Here is a 21,494-nt window from a genome sequence, read left to right as displayed (position 1 = left end):
ATTTAATATGCAATAGTATAATTATAAAAGCTATAGCACCTAGTTTAGATATTTATTTTACCAGGAACAGTTTAAATCTTGAGGTTTTAATTTTAGATAGATTTTTAGAGAATTACTTGCTTTTTATACTATCTTTAATTATATTTATATAAATAACAGTTTTTGTTGTTTATGTACTATTATTTATAAATATCCATAAGTATATAACGAGTGTTTTAGTATAAAAGATTATATACTTTATTTTTTGTTAACCTTCCCTTGGAGGTGATAAGCTTTTTAGCTTATTTTTAAGAGATTTAAAAGATTTTTTTAAGTGTTTCAAAAGTCTAATCCTTGTCTTTTTTTGATGAATCTTGTTTCAATAAATTCTATAGGCTGAGCATTTTATTATTTTCACTTTTCTTTTTTACACTGTAAAGTTCTGATTTACAGTGGTGTTTATTACTCCCTATTTTTTGAAACCGTTCTGCTTTGTCTTTTTACGTAAGACATATACTAGTACAGAACTATCTCTTGTTTTTTCTGTTAATATTTGTAGACATATAAAAATTACTGCAAATGGATACGATTTCTTATTACTTTTTCTATCTGAGCTCTCACTTTAATGGTTACGCTCCAATTATAAGAATTACAGTTTTACTCATTATGGTAATGGCTGTATTATACCTGATTTCATTGACGAGGATTTTTTGGACTGCATATAAGTTAAGGCAGCAAAAAAAACGTAGAGACCAAGTATATGATAAATATGGGGAACAATTAAAGACTGTACTTTTTTGTGATGACATATTAAGTACCCAACAAGTAGAGCAATCCTTATCTATAGAAGCTCACAAATTAAAAACTTGGGAGAAAACCTATCTTACAGAAATGTTAGTGAACATGATAAAAGAGAATAAATGAAAGTAAATACTGAAAATTACAAGAAAGTCTTAAAAGTGTTACGCCTTCCTGAGTTCTGGCAAGAGCGTTTAACAACAAAAGATAAGCGTTCTAATGCGGATACTTTACGCGTTTTGGATAGCCTTGGTGAAAACATATCAGGTAGTGCTGTATCTCACAAACTATATTCTGGTAATAAAAACGTGAGAAAGCAGGCAAAAAGCGTTTTTATTAAATTTAATTCTAATAATGCCTATCAGTTTTTAGACAATGATTTTGATAGTGACTTTAACGCCTTAGATCAAGTTAGAATACATACTTCTTTATGTAATAAGGCAAAAACTGAGAAGTTGCCTTCTTTAATTAGATGGGTTTCTATGGCTCAGAATGAAAAGTATCAAGCATTTTTAGTCAAGGAAATTGGTTTTTTCAAACAAGAGCAAAGTAGTGAGCGATTAGTAGAGATATATACCCAAAGTTCTAGTCTACTTGTAAAAACTCAAATAGTACTTACTCTTGGAGAATTAGAATACCTAGATGCTATTGAACTTTTTATGGAAGACTATCCTTATAGTGAAAAAGAGCTTCAAACAGCTATTATTAGCTATATGGGACAGGTAAAAGGCGACAAAGCCATTTCTTTTTTAGATACTATTTACCATAACACTCAGGATAAAGAATTCTTAGTGCATATTTTAACGCAGATTCACCTTGTTTCTCCTATCGATAGAGGAGCTTTTACGAAAATCAAGAATAATGCAAGTACAACCTTTGAGAAATCTTTGATTGCTTACGTGGAATCTCACCAATATAATACAGAGAACATCGAATAAAACATGGATCAAATCTTTTTCACCTACCAATACTTAGTATATTTTTATGCCTGTAGTGTTACAGTAATTTATTTGTGTTTGGCACTCGCAGGATATTTCAATATTAGAAGGTATAAAGCTAGGTATACCACAGAGGAAGAACTCAAATTAAAACAACATCCCGAGATAGCCCCACCGATTTCCGTGGTGGCCCCAGCTTATAATGAGGAAGTTATTATTATTGAAAACGTTACTTCATTATTAAGTTTAGACTATCCCAACTTTGAGGTAATTATTGTCAATGATGGGAGTAAGGATAAAACCTTGGAACTACTTATTGAGGAGTTCGACTTACAGAAAATTGCCTATCCTTATATCCACAAGGTGCATTGCCAGCCTGTCAAAGGTTTATACCGATCCACTAACCCATTATACCACCGATTAACCATTGTGGATAAGGAAAATGGTGGAACAAAAGCCGATGCCATGAATGCGGGTATTAATGTGGCTAAATACGACTATTTTATTAATACTGATGTAGACTGTATTTTGGCCTCTGATACTTTAAGTAAAGTAATTTTACCTGTATTAGATTCCAATATTCCTGTAATTGCAGTTGGTGCAGTTATGCGTATGGTAAATGGTTGTGAGGTAGAAAAAGGTAAAATTACCAGGGTAAGACCTCCAAAGAGAGCTACTCCTTTATTCCAAGAGACCGAGTATTTAAGGTCTTATTTATTGGCTAAGATGGGGTGGTCCTTTTTCAATTTAATTCCTAACGTATCAGGAGGATTCGGTCTTTTTGATACTAGGATTGTTATTCACGCCGGTGGATACGACTCAGATAGTCACGCCGAGGATATGGATATGACAATTCGCATGGTTACTTATATGCGTAACCAAGGGAAAAAATATAAAATTGTACAAATACCTGATACATGCTGTTGGACAGAGGGACCTCCTAACTTAAAGGTTCTAGCAAGACAACGCACAAGATGGGGTAGAGGACTTTTACAAATTTTTATCGTACATAGAAACTTATTATTCAATCGTAAATATGGTCGTTTAGGTATGATAGTATTGCCTTATGCCTTGTTTTTTGAATTCTTAGCTCCTATGATTGAATTAATAGGTATTATATTTTTGATTGTATTACTTTTTAAAAACCAGCTTAATTCCGATACGTTTTGGCTAATGCTAGTCTTTGTTTATATGATTGGTATAACTATGAGTTTGGTTACTATTTCCTTAGACTTAATTGTAAAAAAACAATATAAATCATTTAGAGAGTATTTAAAATTAGTGCTATTCTCTTCTTTAGAGGCTATTATCTATCACCCATTTATTGTCTTTTTCAGCATAAAGGGGTATTGGGAGTTTTTATTAAAAAGGGATTTTACTTGGGGAGCTATGACAAGACAGGGCTTCTCTGGGGAAAATACAGAGGAAAAACTACCCACCGATTCTTAACACATAATAGGTTCAATTATTAAAAAACACAATGAAAAAATACTCCATCTCTATAAAAACACTATTGTTTGTATTACCCGTCTTTATGTTCAATAGTCTGGTTTTTGCCCAAGAAAAGGTAATGTTTAATCCGGATGACTACGTAACTAACGCTAATAGAGAGTTTAATAATGGTAATTGGGAAAAAGGTAAAGGTATACTGGATATAGCAGTAGAGGAATCCCCAAGGGATTCAGATATCAAGATGCTTTTAGGTAAATATTATTATCATCACAAACAATACGATAAGGCTAGATATGAATTAGTAAAGGCTTTAGAGTTAAAGTCGGATAATAATGATGCAAAGCAGATTTTGTTGAATGTTGAAATAGAAACCCAAAGATATTCAAGCGCTATTTGTTATGTGAATGAATTATTGGAAACTTCTCCTTACCTAGAATCTCTTTGGCAAAAAAAGATACATCTATATGATATTCAAGGGAATCATGTAGAGGTTAATAGATTAAGAAAGCGTTTAGCCCAAATCTATCCAAATAGCCAAAGTGTAAAAGATGCTTATTTATATAGTATTGAAAATCAGATTGTAGAGGATAAGAAAAATGGAAACATAGATAGAGTAATTGATCAAAATAAAGAATTACTTTCTAACTCTCCACAAAATGAAAGCTATTACCTGGAATTGATTAACAATTATATCAAAGCAGGGGATTATGCAAATGCATTAATGTACACCAATCGTGGTTTAATACAATTTGGAAACACTACCGAATTAGTGCAAAAGAAGATCGCTCTTTTGGAACAGGAAAACAGGTTTGAGGAGTTATTGGGGTTTCTTAAGCAAAATAACTTAAATGCTCAGTATAAACATTATTTATTAGAAGCTGCTCGTAATGCTAAAAATAAAGATCCTTTTGAATTGTATTTAAAAGTATTGGATGGCAATTATGGTAATGAGGAGGCTTTTACCTATGTGTTTAATACCTATATGCAAAGACAGCAGTATGATACTGCTCTATTTTACCTGAATCAATTTAGAGGTATTCAAGGGAATAGCAAAGAGTTATTAGTAAAAGAATTAGACATTTATAAGAAAAGTGGAAATACTTCTAAAGCTAGGGCTTTAAGTAATCAGCTTTTTATGGCTTATCAGCAAGATGAGCAATTAAAGATGGATTATTTACAAAACCAATTGGAGTTAGCAAGAGCAAGTATGCAGCAAATGGAGTATGCTAAGGCTATTGATTATTGGTACCAAGTTAGTCAGTATGGAGATTATGAGATGGATATTCTAGCTCAAAGAGGTATCTATACTGCTTTGTACGAGCTTGGAGATTATACCAATGCACTAAATACTTTAGATAATTTGATTTATGAATTCCCTCAAGACAATGATCTGCAGTTTAAAAAAGCACAATTATATTTTGAGCAAGGTAATTACCCTAGGGCATTGGCAGTTTATCAAAATATTTTGCAAGATAAAACCCACTGGCAATACCCTTCTTACTTAGATAGTTACGACCAGATGCTTTTGCAAATTGTAAAGACTTTAAATGAAGATTTTGCCTTTGAAAAAAGCTATAACTATGTGAAATTATGGTTAGAGCAAAACCCTAATAGCCTACAAGCTTTAAAGTATGGAGTAAACCTAGGTAGCCAACTAGGATTTTCTGACCAGGCATTAGTTTGGAATGACAGAGGAATGAAACTTTATCCAGATGATGTATTTTTTAAGGTAAAAGCAGTTGTTCAAGAAGATATCTATGCCAATACTTTGGAACAAAAATATGCTATTTTACTAAAAGATATTCAGGAATCGCCATATCATCAAGAGCTTTTAAATGCATTAGAACAAGTGGGCCAGGAGTATACCATAGAATTATTAAAGCAAAAAAATACTGCTTTAGCCCTTGAAGTAATCGATCAGTCTTTGTCTTATTACCCAACAAGTAAGCCTTTAAATTATACCAAAGGTATGGTAATGGAAAAGCTGAAGGATTATGACAAGGCGCGCTATTATTACTCTTTCTATGAGCCAAGTTTTATGGATTTCAAGCAGCATCAGTTAAAAATCAATGAGTTAGAGATAAAATCCATGAAAAACGTTGTTGGGATTGATTATATGTCCTCTCGTTATAATGAGAATATTGCCAAAGTTGCCGTGACAGAACTGCATTATATGCGTATTGAAGACACTAATACTTATATGGGTAAATTAAGTTATACAGGACGTGATTTAGGTCATGGAGTACAGTTTAGTGGACATTGGAATAAAGCTTGGACAAATAGAACTTCTACTTTATTAGATGTTGGAATTGCCAATGAGTTTTTTCCTAGCTTTTTATTGGGTGCTACTGTTTTTAGAGAAATTAATTTTTGGGATTCTACCGAGTTAGAACTAGGAGTGGGATATAGAAAATTCAAGGAGAATGCAGATGTGAAGTTAATGGACAATCACCTTTTTAACCTAGCTATAGGGGCCAATAAGCAAACCGATGAGTTTCGTTTAAGTGTGAAGTTAAACAATTTCTTCTACGATGACTCTTGGTTGTATAATTTATCCTTTGGTGCAAATTATTACTTAGGCTCTTCTAAGAATTTCCTTACTGCTGTAGCTGGTATAGGTTCAGCTCCTGAGATGGAGAATTTAGATTATAGTTTATATGATGGTCTATCTATTTTAAATACAAATGCAGGTTTGGGCTTTGGGGTACTTTTATACAAGAATGTATCCGCTAAGGCTATGGGAACTTGGAGTAATTTTAAAGCAGGAGACGATGTATATAAAAATTTATATAACTTTTATTTGAGTGTGAATGTTGCTTTTTAAGTACTGTAAATTACTAATTGTTGCTTTACTTTTTAGTACTATGGGTTGTCAATCCAAGCAGGTCATAGAATTACAGGGGAAGCATTATGTTCTAAGCTATCACAAGGACCAGCAAAGTGAAAACTGGGCCAATTATCTCTTTAATCATTTTAATAAGCTATCTACTGAAAAACAAATTGTTAGTCTATCGGATAAGGATTTTGCTTTACATAAAAAAAAGCAAAATTTATATATAGATTTAAGAGTTGATCCCCTATTAGACCAGACGTACTGTATATCTAGAAAGGATAACTCTTTATCGATTAGCGTGAAAAACAAAAGGATTGCCACATGGATGAGTTATGAGTTAATCCAGAAGATTGCTCAAAGAGATGATCGTTTAAAAGCAGATTTTTTACCTCCAAGTAGTGTAGATTTTACCTCTGGTTGTAAAAACTTTGATTTTAGCTACCAAGAGCCTTACTACTTGAGTAATTTACAAATAGATAACTCGGGTGTTCTTGGGACTAATAATGTAGAAATAGATTGGGGGATATGGGGGCATAATTTGCAGAAAGCTCTGGAAAGTGTCGATAAAAATAGAGTAGTTTATGCAAGTGTAAACCAAGAGCAAAATACAGATCAATTGTGTTTTTCTTCTCCAGAGAACTATTTGTTACTGAAGGAATATATTATAGAGAATCAAGGGTTTGGGGACCAAGATAATCAAAGCAATTTTGTGATTATGCCCCAAGACAATACAGTGGTTTGCCTTTGTCAAACATGTGTAAGCCTTGGAAATACAGCCCAAAGCGCTACTAGTGCAGTAGTTTATTTACTCAATAAAATAGCAGGTGATTTTACTTGGCATTCCTTTTTTATGGGCTCTTATCTAACGACAAAGGATCTTCCTAAAGAAAAGTTAGCTAAAAATACAGGAGTGTTTATTTCCACAATAGACTTGCCAAAAGGCATTGGTATAGATAAGGGAAGTAAGCAAAAGGCAGTAGAGGATTTTAAGGAATTAGTGAGCCAGTGGGAGACAAAAACACAAAAGATTTATCTGTGGGATTACAGTGCAAATTTTGATGATTATTTAACTCCAATACCCGTTTTATATTCTATTAAAAAACAACTGCAGTATTTTAAATCACTTGGTATAACTGGGGTGTTTTACAATGCACAAGGATATGATTATTCCCCTTTTAACGATGTGCAAACTTTTGTAATATCCGCTCTTTTAAAAGATACTACTTTAGATATAGACAGCCTTGTAAGTGCTTATTTTAAACAGTTTTATCCAAAGAGCTCTACTGTTTTAACCAGCTATTACTTAGGTCTTGAAAAAGCCTATGCTTTAAAAGAGATACCTTATGATATGTATGGTGGTATGGCCTCTAACATAGAGACGTATTTTCAAAAAAAGGAGTTTATGGAGTTTATTACTTCTTTAGAAGCTTGCCTAGAAAAGGCAGATGGCAATGAGAAAGAAAAATTACAAGCTCTTTTAGTTAGTTTAACTTTTACTAAGCTGCAATTAAAGTACATAGAGTTACAAAACGATCCAGATCTTTTGAGTTTAGATATGGAAAACCAGATTCTTAAGGATTTAGCACAGCTAGAAAAAGCCCAAGATTTGAATATCTTAAATTATAAAGAAAGCCAAGGTAGTATAAAGGATTATATACAATTCTGGCAAGAGCTTTTAAAGGCTAGAGAAAGGCCTAATTATTTGTACCAAAGTAGCTTCTCATTGCAAAACGGTAACTCTGATGCTAAGCTGAGTTTGTTAAGTGATGGTCTAATTGGACATACAATGGATTATCATATGGGATGGTTTATTCACACAGGAGATACCCTAGACTTGCAAGTAGATATTGACCAAGTGGAAGGTGAAAAAATATTAATTATTGATTTTCTCTACCAAAAAAGGCACCGTTTTACTCTACCAGATAAAATTGAGGTTCTCCTTGGAAATCAAATTGTTTATCAAAAAGAGTCATTAACAGATATAAGTGATCAGGGAAGGGTTACCCTTGAAATCCCATTGGACTTACAGACAAAACAGCCATTAACAATAAAGATCTATAATAACAAAGGTGCAACCCATAGTGTTGCTATAGATCAAATTTTATTAACAGAAGTATAATATGATAAAGCATAGATTTTTTATAAGTTTTTTACTTATCTGCTTAACCCAAATTGTGGGTTGTGGTAAAAAAGAACAAAAGCTAACCACTCTAGAAATAGTAGATAACCATAGACATTATTACCCTATAGAGCAAGGAAAAGAATTAGATATGGTCTTTACCATTAAGAACACTGGAGACACTGCCTTTGAATTGAAAGATATAATTGCTACTTGTGGTTGCCTTAGTTTTAGTAGAAACAATATTAAGACAATCCCAGCAAATGGTAATGGGAAACTCACTTTAACCTATGATAGTAATAAGAACATAGGTTATGTACAACACATTATTAGCATTTATGGAAATTTTAAAGATACAGAGTTTATCGATGTTGTCTTTGATTTAAATGTGGTACCCGATGCCCATTATACCAAAGATTATGAGCAATTGTATCAATTGAAAAATGAATCTTTAATCAAATCTATGGTCGATGGAGACAATCATAGAAGCTATTATTTAGATAATTAAATCAAAAGAATATGAAAAAAATACTTGTAACAGGTGGATTAGGCTATATTGGCTCACATACCGTAGTGGAATTATTGAATAACAATTATTCGGTAGTTGTAGTGGATAATTTATGTAATACCCAAATACAAGTACTGGATAGAATTGAAAAAATAACCGGTAAAAAAATTGACTTTTACCCTTACGATTTAAGAGATAGAGAACTTGTTTTTAAAGTATTCTCTTGCCATAAATTGGATGGAGTAATTCACTTTGCTGCTTATAAATCAGTTAGTGAGAGTCAAAGTTCTCCATTAGATTATTACGATAATAACCTAAATAGTCTTGTTAACGTGCTTTTTGCTATGAAACAGCACAATGTGAATAACATTATTTTTAGCTCCTCTTGTACTGTATATGGACAAGCCGATTTTATGCCTATTGATGAAAATACGCCACTTAAAAAGTGTGAGTCTAGTTATGGAACAACCAAACAAATGGGAGAACAAATCATAGAGGATTTCGTAGAGTCTTACAAAAAGAAAGCTACTTTATTACGTTACTTTAATCCTATCGGGGCTCATGCTTCTGGTCTTATTGGTGAGTTACCTAATGGAATTCCAAATAATCTTCTTCCTTATGTAATGCAAACAGCCGCTGGTATAAGAACCCATTTGAATATATGGGGAGATGATTATCCTACACCTGACGGTACAGCCATAAGAGATTATATTTATGTAGGGGATTTAGCTAAGGCTCACCTTGCTGCTTTAGAAAACCTTTGGCAAACTTCTTTAGATAAAGCCTTGAAAATATACAATTTAGGTACTGGTAAAGGAAGTAGCGTTCTAGAGATTGTAAAAGGATTTGAAAAAATTAATAATATAAATGTGCCTTATACGATATGTGATCGTAGACCTGGGGATATCACCAGTGCTTATGCAAATTGTGATAAGGCTAAAAAAGAGTTACAATGGATAGCACAGACTTCCTTAGAAGAGTCTTTAAAAAGTGCTTGGACATGGCAATTAAACAATAGTAAGGTAGAACTAGTTTAATAACTTATTTCACAAAGGACTACCGCATTTTTCTTAGTGTGTTTGAGTTATGTTGGTAGTCCTTGAAATTTGTTCATAGAACAGAAAAGTGCTATATTTGGAAAGCCTGATTTATGCAATAATAAAGGGTTAAGTAACATCTAATTAAGCTATTATGTAGTAGAGGGGAAGTTAGATTTACTTACAGAAAAATGTATTCAAAAGACATTTGGATAGAAATTAAATATGATGAGTTTTTTTACAATTATTTCCCATGAGATGGATCCAGAGACAATGGACAATTTTGGGTATTATTATATGCTTATTGGGGCGGCTTTTTTGCTGTTGATCATGTTAATAATGGTAAGTAGAAATGCAAAAAAACTTAAACAAAATAAAACTCTTACTGTACTTGACAGCAAGAGTAGTTCTATCTTAAAGCCCAAGATAGCCCACCAAAAATTACCTAACAATTTAGCCCAAGCCCAAGGGGAAGATCTATTAAAAAAAGACTATATCCCCAAGGAAAAAGAACTAGAAATTCTCGATAAAATTGAAGAATTTGAGAAGTCTACTTTATTCTTAAAAAACGGTTTTTCTTTAAATGAACTATCTCTGCAAGTAGGGGTTAATCACCGTTATTTATCCTATGTGATTAATACCCATAAGAATAGGAGTTTTAATGCTTATATTAATGAACTTAGAATTAAGCATATTGTCGATTGTTTACAAAACGATCCTAAGTATCTACAGTATAAAATAAGTTATTTAGCAGAACAAAGCGGCTTTTCTTCTCATAACCGCTTTACTATTAGCTTTAAAAAAGTAACGGGACATTCTCCTTCTGCTTATATCTCTTATGTGAAAAGATTAAAAAGTAAAAGAAATCAATCTTAAGTATCAATGATTTACTAGAGTATTTTATGGTAGGATACATTTATTAAGTGTCTTTTTAGAAAAAAATGTAAAGTTTTAATTTATTGATAAATATCTCCATTATACTTTAGGGTTGTTACTTGTTGACTACTATATGATTCTTCGATACAATCATCTTCGGTAGGAATGTTTTTTATTATATTAGTTTTTCCCTTTACTATTAAATTGTAAAGTCCATTGCTTTTTGTCTTGCCTATATCAATATATGAAGTAGTAGACTCAAATTCTCCTCTACAATTCATATCCCAGTCTCCTCTATAATTTTTCACTGGATAATTTTTAAGTACTCTTTTAAGTTGATTGTCTTCTGGGATAAATAAAGATAATTCTGTTGTGCTATAAGGGGTTACTCTACTGCTTCCTTGTAGATTAATTCTTATTCCAAAAGCTCTTGTTTGCTCATTTAATAAATATAGGCCTGTGTCAATTTCTATGCTTTCTAAGGTTATAGCGCCCGAAAACCAGGCATTAGAATCGTAAAATTTATTTAATATTTTTCCGCTTTTATTTTCAACTACAACTATTAGTGCATCAAATTGATAAGATTCATTTCCAGAATAACTTACTTCAATTGACCTGTATTTGGGAATTGCGATAACCGTTTTGTCTTTAGAATAAGGTAGAACTTTGTCTACAACTAAGTCTATGTGGATTTCATTTTCCTTTAACTGTAATTCAGTTAATACTTTTTCCAAAAGAGATGGATCCTTTATTTGTGAAAAAGAAAATGTTGAAAAAAACAGAAAAATAACAATAATATTTAATCTCATACTTAACTTTTTATGTTAGCCTTTTCTCTTGTTAGCACATGAGCTAACCTCGAGAGATCTAGAGGTAAAGGTAATAGATTAAATTTGAAAAAAATAAAATCATTCGTTTTTGTAAAAGTGCAAATAAGGAATTTACCATTAAGTAACAAGACAAAAAAATAACTGTACATTTTTAACTTGCTAATTCATGCTACTAGGATAGAGTCTCTGATTCGTTCTTAAAAAGAAAGTAGAGCTCAGTAATTTACTGATCGTCAATTTAGTGTTTTAACACCTTGAAACTTTAGAAATGAACATACAAGGATATAAATAAATTCCACCTCCCGAAAATCTTGACTTTAGCAATGCTATTTTTACTTCGAAAAAAGCGCTAAAATAGAATTTTATGCAATCATTGGTAAAATCTTTACAAGTCTGTCCAAGGTTAGTTAAATAGGTTGAAAGTTTTTATAAAGAAACTTCGAAGGAAATGAAAATTTCAGCTATGAAATTTTTTTTAAATGATAGAAGTGGGGGTAGGTCTTCTTGGGAGTAAGTACATAAATAAAAAAAACCGATAACAATTGTTATCGGTTTTTCTTTGCGGAGAAAGAGGGATTCGAACCCCCGGACCTGTTACAGTCAATAGTTTTCAAGACTACCGCAATCGACCACTCTGCCATTTCTCCAAGGTTATTCCTTCGGTCTAACTGAGTGCAAATTTACTATAAAAATAAGATAATACAAGTCTTTTTGATAAAAAAAGAACCTCTTTTCCTTTGTTGTTTTGTAAAGCCTTTTAAGTTAAGGTGTTAGTTTTAGAAATATTTATTTTTAAAAAGTTGTTTTTTATCTTATTACAGTAAAAGTTTAGTGATTGATGCTAAAATTTGATAAAGCCATAGAAGTAGTTTTACTTAAAACTACTTCTATGGCTTTATTTATACTGTTATTTAAATAATTTTGAGAAAAATCCTTTACTAGAAGTCTTACCTCCAAATTGAGCTACATATTGGTCTAGCCATGGTACATCCGCATTATTTCTGACTAAAGTTTCTAACCATTCGTTTACATGCTCTGCGTTGGTTGGGTAGCAAACAGGTAGATATCTTTCCATAATATAATAGAATTCAGTACCCCACATATAATCCATAGCTGCATACGCGTCAAAATACAAATCAGCATAATGCTCAAATAAGTCCATTTGGCCGTTTTCATAATAAGCTTTTGCTAAACGGAATAATACATCATCACTTTGAGGGTAAAACTGATAGTATTCAAATGGTGTATAGATAGGTTCTCGCTGACTTTCTTGTAAATGCTCAGCGATTGTATCATCAGCTTCAAAGGCGTGTACTAAATAGCTTTGTTCAAAACTAGAAGTTCCATTGTCTCTAAAGTACTGCATTAATTCAGGTTTTACCTCGGTATATACCTCAATAGCTTTTGCTATTTCTCCAAGCTTTGTTAAGGTTGTTACTAGTTGCAGCTTAAATCTAAAGTAATCGGAAGGATCTGCCTCTTTCATAGGGTAGGATAAGTACTCTTGTATAGCTTGAGCAAATTCCTGGTCTTTCCCAAGTATTTTATATAAGTTACATTTTACACTTAATTGGTAATAGAAGAAAGATAGCTCTTGGCTGGCTTTACTATATTCTATTGCTTTTTCATACATATGCTCAATCTCATTGTTTAAGATAAAACATACAATGTTATGATAGCATTGGGCTAATTGATGGTTTTCCATTAAAGAAGATGTAGCATACATATCTTTATGTAAGTAGTTATCAATTAATTCTGCTCCTTTAGCATATAGCTCTAATCGTATATTTAAGTATTGGTCGTATAATGGTCCTTTATCTAGTTCATTCTCTAATTGATCTAAATGATACATATTATCCAGAAGTTTCACTGGATTACCTTTAGATTTTGATAAATCTAATGTAGGTACCTCATTGTACTCTCTAATGTAAGTGGCTACGTATAAAGGTATAAAAGCTGTTTCTACAACTGGTAAAAACATAGTTTCTTTTAGTAGACTTAATGCTTTTTTGTTTTTACTATCCTCTACAAGTAAACTTGCATAGGCACACATTAAGTAAGGGTCTTTAGGATTCTGTAGGTAAAGGCTTTCTGCTTCTTGTTGCCACTTTCTATCTCCGTACATGCAGTATTGCAAAGATAAGTAAGCGTGGGCAATAGCAGTAGTAATAGGGTGGTTGTCTATTAAAAAGCGCAATAGCTCTTCTAAGTTTTGATCATAACTTTGTGGTTGGTGCTCATTTTGAATAACTGGTATAATTTGTAATGCCAATTGATCTACTAATTCTAAATCTTGCTGATCCATTGCAACAGACATGAAAAAGAAGATAGGGTAGGTGTCTTTATAGGCTAGTCTAGAAACGTGTTTTCGAATTAGGTCTAAAGCATTTTCTAACTGGTTTACTTCCTCATCACATAAGTAGTACACACAGTGGTATAAGTAAAGGCTTACGTAGAAGTCCCTTTCTATGCGGTGCTCTATAGTTTGTGCGAAATCAATATTGGTTAAGTATAGTTCAATGGCTTTAAACTTATTGCCTTGGTATAGGCAAAGGTCTATGTTAAAAAGATTTCCTTTTAAAAAATAGTTTTTATCCTTTTTAAGGAATTCAAAGTAATTTGTAAAACGTTCTATATCGGTTTGTTCAAAGTTAAATGTAACTTGAAGAAATAGCCAATCGATGATAGCTTGTGGGTTTTTCTCATCAATATCTAGAATTTGCTCTACTAAAGTGAGTAGTTCGATTTGCTTTGCCAATGGATCTAGATCATGATCAATTAAATCACTAATTAGTTGATTAAGTAGTTCGCTTAATAATAAACGAGATTCAAGATGCCCTGGATTACTATAAGCAAATTCTTTAATGGTTTGCTCTGCATTTTGCAATGTACCGTCTTTTAGTGCCTGTTGTATTTGAGAGAAATTCATGCTTTTTGAGTTTAAATTACAAGACAAAACTATTTAAGAATTTAGTGCAAAACAAGGCGATTTTTAAAAATACCTGAAAACAGGGAGTAGGTTTTTTCGTGTAAAGACTTCTTTTTAATTGGGTTAAGTTGTTGAAATGTAGTTATTTGGATTGGTGTTTATTTGCAAAATAAAAAAAGAAATACTTTTCCAATGTATAGGTTAGGGAATTAGTATATAGTATATAAAGGGCTTAGCTTTGAAGAACTTTAAAATCGACAAAAGCCTTGTTAGTTGTTTTTTTATTTTAACTTTAGTATTCCCTTAAAAAGGCTTGTATATAAACCAATATTATTTTCACATGGAAACAATTTCTTTACAACCTGCTTTATCCAATGAGCAGGTAACTCTTATTCCTTTATCTATCCAAGACCTTATGGGACTGTATGAGGTGGCCAAAGATCCTAAAATATGGGAACAGCATCCCAACAAAGATAGATGGGAGTATTCCAATTTTATTGTTTTCTTTGAAAATGCTCTTTTAAGCAAAGGAGCCTTTAAGATTGTAGATAATGCTACGCAGCAGATAATAGGCAGCACTAGATTTTATAATTATGATCTTATTGAAAACTCCATAATGATTGGGTTTACTTTCTTTAGTAGAGAATACTGGGGAAAAGGATATAATGCCCTTGTAAAGCAATTAATGCTGGATTATATCTTCACTATTGTAGATAAGGTTATTTTCCATATTGGAGCAAATAATATACGCTCTCAAATGGCTATTGAGAAAATAGGAGCCAAAAAAGTAGCTCAAGAATTAGTAGATTACCCCAATGAAGAGCCTAGACTCAATTGTATTTACCAAATTACTAAGGAGGATTGGCAAAAAACAGGATTGTCTAAACAATAATTTTGAAGGCTTTTTACCTAAAAGCGCCTTTAATACTTAGAATGGATAGGAAGAATAAAAAAAAGTTCACCTATAACAAACTACCTTTCAGGTAGTTGTTTTTTTTTATAAAAAAATCATTCTTTTTATTTGTTTTGTGCTTATAAAAAGCAATATATTTGCAGTGTTCAAAACAAAAACATAACCATGTTTACGGATTGAACGGGAAAATTTTGAGTATCAAAATGAGGTCCAATAGCTCAGCTGGATAGAGCAACTGCCTTCTAAGCAGTAGGTCTCAGGTTCGAATCCTGATTGGATCACTTAGCGTTTTAAAGAGCGTTGATTTCTAGATAGTTCGCTAGATAAATACAGTAGAAATATTGTTTTTAAAAAGGCAAATTAGCTATTTAAAACTTATAAAAAAGGCCACTAATTATTTAGTGGCCTTTTTTGATTTTAGCCCCTTGGTATAAACTCTATATTTTAGAATATAGATTATTGACCTTAGTGAAATACTTATATAATAGGCATAAATCTTTTTGTTCTTTAAGATGCAATCTAGGCGGATTATACTGTGAAAGAAATTACCTTATTGGGTAATTTGCTATACTAACACCTAGGGTTGTATAATAAGAGTCTATTAGCTAATACCTTATGTATTTCACTAATGAAAATGTTATAGGATAAGAGAGAGATTTACTTACTGTAACTGCTTTACTTAGCATTTTATTACTAACAGTATAATGTGTTAGTACCCAAAAGGATAGGGTTTTATTTAGGTTTTTTAGCTGTTGAATTAATGTAAGTTATTGGAAATCATACGTATGTGTTTATTTTTAAAATAAATTGAAAAAATATTTAAAATACTTGTTTTTGTATTATATAATTTTATATATTTGCACTCTCAAAATAAGGAAATAAGTCCTTGTAAAAGGATGGTTTTTTTACAAAGAGTTGGTCCAATAGCTCAGCTGGATAGAGCAACTGCCTTCTAAGCAGTAGGTCTCAGGTTCGAATCCTGATTGGATCACAAAAGCTTCAACAATATGTTGGAGCTTTTTTTGTTTTTAGGTGTTTTCTAGAGTGCTATTTTGATAATAATTACGGAGTAAGTGCAAAACTTGAAAACTAAGCAGAAAGTTGCGTTAATCTGACAAATGAAAAAGCCTTATCTCTAACATTTCTATGCATCGTCTAAAGTGTTTTGGTTTAGTATTAAAAGATTTAGCAGGAGTGTTTGTACTTCTTTTAGTCAAAGTAATTTAGGATATTATTGTAATGTATATTAAAAGTATTTAATATAGTGTCGAACTGTCTTATGGTTTTAGTATTATCTGAAATAAATTACTCGCTAATATGCAGTTGTTTAATATTAAATTGCTATATGTAAAGTAGTTAAATAGTCAAAATAAATTGTATTTTTTTAATCAATAAATTTGCATAGCAAAAAAATATTTATACATGAGAAAAGAAGAAATAATTGATAAAGTAGGTAATACATTAATTTACTTTTCTGAAAATATGCCTTCTTTGTTAAAAACCAAAGCATTAAAATTGATCTATTTACTAGATGAATTTTCTATTCAGTCAACTGGTATTGCTTTTTTTAATCTACAATACGAAGCTTGGAAATTAGGACCAGTAAACCAAGAATTGTTTTCGTAGCTAAATGACGATTCAAGTTTAGCATCATTAAAGGATTATATATCCATTAAAAAAAGGGGAAAAATGTCTTTTATATCCGCAAAAGCAGAATTTAATGATGACGAATTTTCCGATAATAATATTATTTTGTTGGAAAAGATCACTAAAGAATATAAAAACTTTAATGCTGATGAATTAGTAGAGTACACTCATAAAAAAGATGGTTTGTGGTTTAAATTAGTCAATGAAAAAAGTCTAAAAGAAGATTTTGATAATGGGGTGAGAAATACTAGTAACTATTTGTTGGATTTACATAAGTTAGTTGAAGGTGATGAACTTAAAAGTCACTTATTAAAAGAATATGAGCAAATGGAGAAATTTGCTAATTCGTACGCTTTTTAGTTTTATGGAAGCTGGGGCTTTGTTGTCTGTAAGGGATTATGTTTTCGAGGATGGAAAATCTAAGAATAAATACTTTTTGGTCTTGAAAGAAATAGATAATGATCAAAAAATAATAATTAGTTTGCCTTCAAGTCAAGATTTTATGTCTTCCCATGAATATGACTGAATTGATATTCCTTCAGCGAATCAGTCAGCTTTTATTTTTAAAGAGAATGAAATTATTACAAATAAAAACTTTTCGTTTGAGAAGCGTACTTATCTATATGGACAATATGTGACTATAAAGGCCATAACTGAGTTTGTAATGCAATATCCTTTAGAGGGAATTCATTATGAACATAAAGGAAAATTAAAAAAGAGAGTTTTTGATAAAGTATTGCAGTGTTTTAAAGAGTCATCTAAAGTTCCTAGAAGAATAAAAAAATTATTATAAAAGTATATAAGCCACTTGTAAAGTGGCTTTTTTTGTCAGCACATTGAAGTGTGTAGGTTTTTAATGAATTATTTGACCCTTTGCTTATTAAGTTTGTAATGTGCTTGAAATGCTTAGTAAGCCATTCTCTAAAGGGGGAAAAGATAGTTTATCTTGCAGGTTATTATTATTATTATTATTATTATTATTAAAATATGGTAGTATGTATAGAAAAATGATGTTGTGTATATTATTTTCTGTTATTTGTTTATCCTGCTATTCTCAAACATTGCATTTATTTGGAGGGAGCAATCATGATATTTATTAAGGTTGCTTAAATTGTGATAATTATAATCCAAACTCTATTTGGAATAAATATGGGAAATTTGGAAATGAGTATAATTCTGAGTCTCCATGGAATTCCTATGGTGGTAATCCTTCTGTAGTTGTGGATATGGATGGTAATTTTTATGGGTATTTTACCATAAATAAGTCCAAGTCTAAACGAGCTACTTCCGAGTTAGCCTTGGTTATATATGAATATTATGATTTGATACGTGATGATGTATCCTCATGGTATAATTAAGTTATTTTAAAAAAGGTTCATTAGGACTTGGAAAAACACTGAATTTAATTGTTTTAAAAAGAAGGTGTAAAAGAAAAATAGATTAAAAATATGGGAAAGAAAACATTGGTCGTTGGGCTACTTTCAGTTTTTTTACTGTCGTTCTCTAGTCAGCAAGCTGTTTATGTTTGTAAAGGAAAGTCGAGTGCAAGATACCATAAGTCAAATAGATGTAGAGGATTAAACAATTGCTCTACTAGTATATATAAAGTTAGTGTAGCAGAGGCTAAAAAATTAGGTAGAACCCCATGTAAAATTGAGTATTAAATGGGGTGTATATTATTTAATAAGAAAAAAAAATTTAGAAAATGAAAGAAATTATTAATAAAATAGGATTCGTAATAGGATGTTTAATTTTATTCTCTTGTAGTAGTGATGATAATTCGAGTGGTACAAATAGTGAACTGCAAAGTCTACTAATAGGAACTTGGTCGATTCAAGCTGTCATGGTAGGTGATAGGCCTGAGACTGTTTCTGAATGTGCTTTACAATATGAAAAAAACGTATTTTATCCAAATAGTCAGATGCTTGAACAATATGGGCAAAGTGGTAATTATAGCTGTAGGCAAACATCTCTACCTGCGTCTTATGATCTTGATATGGATGTTTTAAAAATAAGTAGAGAATATGAAAAAAGAGATCTTTTTTGGAAAATAACCTTTTTAGATGACAATACTTTGAAGATGACTTTAATTAGGGTTAGAGAAGAAGGAATAGGAGTAGAGGATGTGCCAGAAGGAAGAAGAGAAACATATATTTATTCTAGAGATAAATAATAGAAAAAGCCACTTATAAAGTGGCTTTTTCTGTCTACATATCTAACTATGTAGCTTTTTAAGATGTAAATGCTGCTTGTCAAGACACAAGAGGTGTTTTAGATCGTCTTTACTTGCTTTATGTTTAGTTAAGGCTACTTTGTCTGCTTGTCTTATGATTAATGCTGTATTTACCTCATATATGCGTTTTTTAGTCTTTTTAGGTATCCATTTAGAAACATGCACTACTACGACCAGCTGAATTTTTGAAATACCTGCTGTTTTTTGCGATCTATGTATAAGGAAATTTGGTCCTCTCCAAATCCGTCAATGTAGTTGTAGCCAATTACTTTGCCTATTAATTCGTTACTTCGGTTTGTTATGCCTGTTTTACTTAGTGTTTCGTGAATTTTTCTTTCATGATCACTATAGTCACCCGTATAGGCACTACCTTGAATAAATAAGCCCGTTTCTAGGTATTTATCTCTAGTTATCCAGTAATTGATAACTCCTTGTACATAGTTGTAATATTCGAAAGAGATTTCTTTTCTACGGCGATTTTCTATAGCAAAATGACTATTTTTGATTTCAGAATATTTTTTCTTAGTAAGATAATCTTCCTTATTCTCTTTATATTCTTTTTCAGCCTCTAAGTACCATTCATATACTTGGTCATAGGTTTCAATAATGCTTAAATCTCCATTAAAGATATATTTTTCACCTGTCCAATCGAATTTAATGAAGTCATAGTTAAATAAGTCATCCTTATATTTTAATTCAGGGTTGCCGTCTCCCCAAACACTCACAAAATGTACTTTTCCATCTCCTTTGTTTAATTCAGGTAGGTCTATGGTTAATAATGGGAAAAATATTGCTTTGAAAATTTCAGGAGGGTTGTCAAAAACCTCTTCAATAGTTGGAAATGCTTTCATCAGGTTGATTTTATAATTTTAGTTTATTGATTTACTAGATGGTACAAGGATCATGGTCATATCTTTATGGATAGTGAAAGAAAAGATTTTTTTGCTTCAATGAAGCTAAAGCTACCCCCAAAGCTATTTAAATGCTAATTTAATCTAAAACTCTAATAATTACCTTTTTTGTTAAAATAAATACGTTGTTGTGGTTATTAACTTTCTTATTGTTGTAGTGTGTTGGAAATTATATCAGCGTTAGTAGTACTAATATCATTATTCTTATAGTTATCTTAGATAAGTATTTATAGTGAAAAGCTTTTTAAGTACTTGAAAGTAAATAAACATTTGATTTTATTAATAAAATATACAGTAAAAATGAACAGAAGAAATCCTTTACTTATCCTGCTAATACTTAGCCTTTTTGTGTTTTCATGTATTGGAACTCATAAGCAGAGTTTACAAGATCAACATATGCGGGAGCAGATTATAGGAACATGGGATGTTGTTTCTATTTACAAAGATGGACATTATTATGATTTGGATAAGTGTGAGTTAGAGAAGGGGAAGTTTATTTTTATGCAAGATAATAAAGTGAAAAAGCAAAAAGGGGAATTAGATGACAATGAGCATTGTAGTGTTGTTGAACAGGAGTATAACTACGAAATTTCAGGTGGACATCTTTGCCTTTATGGTGTAAATGACCAAACAGAAGTGCGTATGAAATATGTACATGTAGATGAAAATACGATCTATTTAGGGGTTCAATATTCTTATGAGGCTGGGGGAACAATAAACCAATATAAATATGGTGAAGAGATAATATACACTTTAGAGAAATAGGGGTAAGGCTTCTTTTGCAGCTTTACTTTTAATATGTATCCGTTCTATAGGGTCTTAGAGGGTAATCCAGCTACTTAACGCTTTGTTTTAGAAGCTAAAGTGCTAGTAGAAAGATTTTATAATATGACCAGTTATTTTTCCAGCTTTGTATATGAAAAAAATGGCCATTACTAAAGCTAGGTATAAGGCTAGTTTGTTGTTAAGAATATATGCTAATACTTTTTTTAAAAATAACTCATTCATGGTAATTAGTTTTAATATTCGCTCTATCTAAACTGTAAATTTTCTATTTTGAAAGCTAAGTTAGTGAAAATGATTTAATTAAATATCTAGTGAAAAATATTTAATTAGTCCAAAAGATATCTTTTTATTATCGGATTGGAAATCTTATAATATCTACGGAGTAGGGTAATTAATATAACTATGCGAACAAGTAAAACAAAGGGTAGTGTAAGTGTTTTAAAAAATACTAGAAATGATAGCTCATTTGTAAAACAAAAAAATCCGTAAATAAAACTATTTACGGATTCTGTATTTTGTCGGGGTGGCAGGATTCGAACCTGCGACCTCCTGGTCCCAAACCAGGCGCGATGACCGGGCTACGCTACACCCCGAGGTTGCAATATCAGATAAAAACTTAAACTTTCGTCGGGGTGGCAGGATTCGAACCTGCGACCTCCTGGTCCCAAACCAGGCGCGATGACCGGGCTACGCTACACCCCGAAA

At 31.6% G+C, this 21,494-nt stretch carries 16 protein-coding genes, 5 tRNA genes and 1 pseudogene; 16 read left to right on the top strand and 6 right to left on the bottom strand.

Translation table 11 applies throughout. The annotated features are described in order from the left end of the window. Nucleotides 1-558: 558 nt before the first annotated feature. The 8 genes from ACYSNM_RS05840 to ACYSNM_RS05805 all read left to right on the top strand — a co-directional run bounded on the left by ACYSNM_RS05840 (nt 559) and on the right by ACYSNM_RS05805 (nt 10,540). A complete protein-coding gene (locus ACYSNM_RS05840; RefSeq protein WP_461756028.1) occupies nt 559-903 on the top strand; it encodes a hypothetical protein in 345 nt (114 codons plus the stop codon). Next, the gene (locus ACYSNM_RS05835; RefSeq protein ID WP_461756027.1) at nt 900-1,715 is read left to right on the top strand and encodes a HEAT repeat domain-containing protein; all 816 of its coding nucleotides are present in this window, start codon (nt 900-902) and stop codon (nt 1,713-1,715) included. The genes ACYSNM_RS05840 and ACYSNM_RS05835 overlap by 4 nt, the downstream gene beginning before the upstream one ends. A 3-nt stretch (nt 1,716-1,718) precedes the next feature. After that, nucleotides 1,719-3,164 carry a glycosyltransferase family 2 protein gene (locus ACYSNM_RS05830; protein ID WP_461756026.1) on the top strand — a complete coding sequence of 482 codons (1,446 nt, stop codon included), beginning with the start codon at nt 1,719-1,721 and terminating at the stop codon, nt 3,162-3,164. 31 nt (nt 3,165-3,195) lie between these two features. Beyond that, nucleotides 3,196-5,991 carry a tetratricopeptide repeat protein gene (locus tag ACYSNM_RS05825; protein WP_461756025.1) on the top strand — a complete coding sequence of 932 codons (2,796 nt, stop codon included), beginning with the start codon at nt 3,196-3,198 and terminating at the stop codon, nt 5,989-5,991. Nucleotides 5,992-6,031: 40 nt separating this feature from the next. Further along, nucleotides 6,032-8,119 (top strand): DUF4838 domain-containing protein, encoded by a 2,088-nt coding sequence (locus ACYSNM_RS05820; RefSeq protein WP_461756024.1) that lies wholly within the window; start codon nt 6,032-6,034, stop codon nt 8,117-8,119. 1 nt (nt 8,120) lies between these two features. Then, nucleotides 8,121-8,627, top strand: coding sequence for a DUF1573 domain-containing protein (locus ACYSNM_RS05815; RefSeq protein WP_461756023.1), 507 nt, complete (start codon nt 8,121-8,123; stop codon nt 8,625-8,627). A gap of 11 nt (nt 8,628-8,638) precedes the next feature. Then, nucleotides 8,639-9,664 (top strand): UDP-glucose 4-epimerase GalE, encoded by a 1,026-nt coding sequence (gene galE, locus ACYSNM_RS05810; protein ID WP_461756022.1) that lies wholly within the window; start codon nt 8,639-8,641, stop codon nt 9,662-9,664. Between the two features lie 225 nt (nt 9,665-9,889). Beyond that, nucleotides 9,890-10,540 (top strand): helix-turn-helix domain-containing protein, encoded by a 651-nt coding sequence (locus ACYSNM_RS05805; protein WP_461756021.1) that lies wholly within the window; start codon nt 9,890-9,892, stop codon nt 10,538-10,540. Nucleotides 10,541-10,620: 80 nt separating this feature from the next. Here the strand turns inward: ACYSNM_RS05805 and ACYSNM_RS05800 are convergent, their stop codons facing one another. The 3 genes from ACYSNM_RS05800 to ACYSNM_RS05790 form a co-directional block, all read right to left on the bottom strand. Next, nucleotides 10,621-11,349 (bottom strand): PA3715 family protein, encoded by a 729-nt coding sequence (locus ACYSNM_RS05800; RefSeq protein WP_461756020.1) that lies wholly within the window; start codon nt 11,347-11,349, stop codon nt 10,621-10,623. A 583-nt stretch (nt 11,350-11,932) separates the two neighbouring features. Further along, nucleotides 11,933-12,017 (bottom strand) — tRNA-Ser (locus ACYSNM_RS05795). A 260-nt stretch (nt 12,018-12,277) separates the two neighbouring features. Beyond that, nucleotides 12,278-14,299 (bottom strand): hypothetical protein, encoded by a 2,022-nt coding sequence (locus ACYSNM_RS05790; RefSeq protein ID WP_461756019.1) that lies wholly within the window; start codon nt 14,297-14,299, stop codon nt 12,278-12,280. Between the two features lie 340 nt (nt 14,300-14,639). Here ACYSNM_RS05790 and ACYSNM_RS05785 point away from each other — a divergent pair, with 340 nt between their 5' ends. The 7 genes and pseudogenes from ACYSNM_RS05785 to ACYSNM_RS05755 all read left to right on the top strand — a co-directional run bounded on the left by ACYSNM_RS05785 (nt 14,640) and on the right by ACYSNM_RS05755 (nt 19,032). Next, a complete protein-coding gene (locus tag ACYSNM_RS05785; protein WP_461756018.1) occupies nt 14,640-15,191 on the top strand; it encodes a GNAT family N-acetyltransferase in 552 nt (183 codons plus the stop codon). Nucleotides 15,192-15,419: 228 nt separating this feature from the next. Further along, nucleotides 15,420-15,493, top strand: a tRNA-Arg gene (locus ACYSNM_RS05780). Nucleotides 15,494-16,129: 636 nt separating this feature from the next. Then, nucleotides 16,130-16,203 (top strand) — tRNA-Arg (locus ACYSNM_RS05775). A gap of 431 nt (nt 16,204-16,634) precedes the next feature. Continuing rightward, nucleotides 16,635-17,219: pseudogene (locus ACYSNM_RS05770) on the top strand (Panacea domain-containing protein). Then, nucleotides 17,179-17,385 (top strand): hypothetical protein, encoded by a 207-nt coding sequence (locus ACYSNM_RS05765; RefSeq protein ID WP_461756017.1) that lies wholly within the window; start codon nt 17,179-17,181, stop codon nt 17,383-17,385. Before ACYSNM_RS05770 ends, ACYSNM_RS05765 begins: the two are co-directional and overlap by 41 nt. Before the next feature lie 922 nt (nt 17,386-18,307). Continuing rightward, on the top strand, nt 18,308-18,523 hold the full coding sequence (locus tag ACYSNM_RS05760) for a hypothetical protein (RefSeq protein ID WP_461756016.1): 216 nt from the start codon (nt 18,308-18,310) through the stop codon (nt 18,521-18,523). A 41-nt stretch (nt 18,524-18,564) separates the two neighbouring features. Next, nucleotides 18,565-19,032 carry a hypothetical protein gene (locus tag ACYSNM_RS05755; RefSeq protein WP_461756015.1) on the top strand — a complete coding sequence of 156 codons (468 nt, stop codon included), beginning with the start codon at nt 18,565-18,567 and terminating at the stop codon, nt 19,030-19,032. A gap of 227 nt (nt 19,033-19,259) precedes the next feature. Here ACYSNM_RS05755 and ACYSNM_RS05750 read toward each other — a convergent pair whose 3' ends face one another. After that, nucleotides 19,260-19,943 carry a hypothetical protein gene (locus tag ACYSNM_RS05750; protein ID WP_461756014.1) on the bottom strand — a complete coding sequence of 228 codons (684 nt, stop codon included), beginning with the start codon at nt 19,941-19,943 and terminating at the stop codon, nt 19,260-19,262. Between the two features lie 360 nt (nt 19,944-20,303). Between ACYSNM_RS05750 and ACYSNM_RS05745 the strand changes: the two genes are divergently transcribed. Continuing rightward, the gene (locus ACYSNM_RS05745; RefSeq protein WP_461756013.1) at nt 20,304-20,768 is read left to right on the top strand and encodes a lipocalin family protein; all 465 of its coding nucleotides are present in this window, start codon (nt 20,304-20,306) and stop codon (nt 20,766-20,768) included. A 539-nt stretch (nt 20,769-21,307) separates the two neighbouring features. On the opposite strand, the gene ACYSNM_RS05740 is transcribed toward ACYSNM_RS05745, so the two are convergent. Continuing rightward, nucleotides 21,308-21,382, bottom strand: a tRNA-Pro gene (locus ACYSNM_RS05740). 34 nt (nt 21,383-21,416) lie between these two features. Beyond that, nucleotides 21,417-21,491, bottom strand: a tRNA-Pro gene (locus ACYSNM_RS05735). Nucleotides 21,492-21,494: the final 3 nt, after the last annotated feature.

It is taken from the genome of Myroides sp. LJL116 (assembly GCF_054871685.1).
The sequence above is the reverse complement of the archived record's forward strand: the minus strand, read 5'-3'. Positions and strand labels throughout refer to the sequence as shown.

What these genes read in the sequence shown, in the direction of transcription:
- ACYSNM_RS05835 (WP_461756027.1), top strand. Translation starts at nt 900, where the DNA reads ATGAAAGTAAATACTGAAAATTACAAGAAAGTCTTAAAAGTGTTACGC.
- galE (WP_461756022.1), top strand. Translation starts at nt 8,639, where the DNA reads ATGAAAAAAATACTTGTAACAGGTGGATTAGGCTATATTGGCTCACAT.
- ACYSNM_RS05800 (WP_461756020.1), bottom strand. Translation starts at nt 11,349, where the DNA reads ATGAGATTAAATATTATTGTTATTTTTCTGTTTTTTTCAACATTTTCT.
- ACYSNM_RS05815 (WP_461756023.1), top strand. Translation starts at nt 8,121, where the DNA reads ATGATAAAGCATAGATTTTTTATAAGTTTTTTACTTATCTGCTTAACC.
- ACYSNM_RS05760 (WP_461756016.1), top strand. Translation starts at nt 18,308, where the DNA reads ATGGGAAAGAAAACATTGGTCGTTGGGCTACTTTCAGTTTTTTTACTG.
- ACYSNM_RS05840 (WP_461756028.1), top strand. Translation starts at nt 559, where the DNA reads ATGGATACGATTTCTTATTACTTTTTCTATCTGAGCTCTCACTTTAAT.
- ACYSNM_RS05745 (WP_461756013.1), top strand. Translation starts at nt 20,304, where the DNA reads ATGAACAGAAGAAATCCTTTACTTATCCTGCTAATACTTAGCCTTTTT.
- ACYSNM_RS05820 (WP_461756024.1), top strand. Translation starts at nt 6,032, where the DNA reads ATGGGTTGTCAATCCAAGCAGGTCATAGAATTACAGGGGAAGCATTAT.
- ACYSNM_RS05765 (WP_461756017.1), top strand. Translation starts at nt 17,179, where the DNA reads ATGAGCAAATGGAGAAATTTGCTAATTCGTACGCTTTTTAGTTTTATG.
- ACYSNM_RS05790 (WP_461756019.1), bottom strand. Translation starts at nt 14,299, where the DNA reads ATGAATTTCTCTCAAATACAACAGGCACTAAAAGACGGTACATTGCAA.
- ACYSNM_RS05750 (WP_461756014.1), bottom strand. Translation starts at nt 19,943, where the DNA reads ATGAAAGCATTTCCAACTATTGAAGAGGTTTTTGACAACCCTCCTGAA.
- ACYSNM_RS05825 (WP_461756025.1), top strand. Translation starts at nt 3,196, where the DNA reads ATGAAAAAATACTCCATCTCTATAAAAACACTATTGTTTGTATTACCC.
- ACYSNM_RS05830 (WP_461756026.1), top strand. Translation starts at nt 1,719, where the DNA reads ATGGATCAAATCTTTTTCACCTACCAATACTTAGTATATTTTTATGCC.
- ACYSNM_RS05755 (WP_461756015.1), top strand. Translation starts at nt 18,565, where the DNA reads ATGAAAGAAATTATTAATAAAATAGGATTCGTAATAGGATGTTTAATT.
- ACYSNM_RS05805 (WP_461756021.1), top strand. Translation starts at nt 9,890, where the DNA reads ATGATGAGTTTTTTTACAATTATTTCCCATGAGATGGATCCAGAGACA.
- ACYSNM_RS05785 (WP_461756018.1), top strand. Translation starts at nt 14,640, where the DNA reads ATGGAAACAATTTCTTTACAACCTGCTTTATCCAATGAGCAGGTAACT.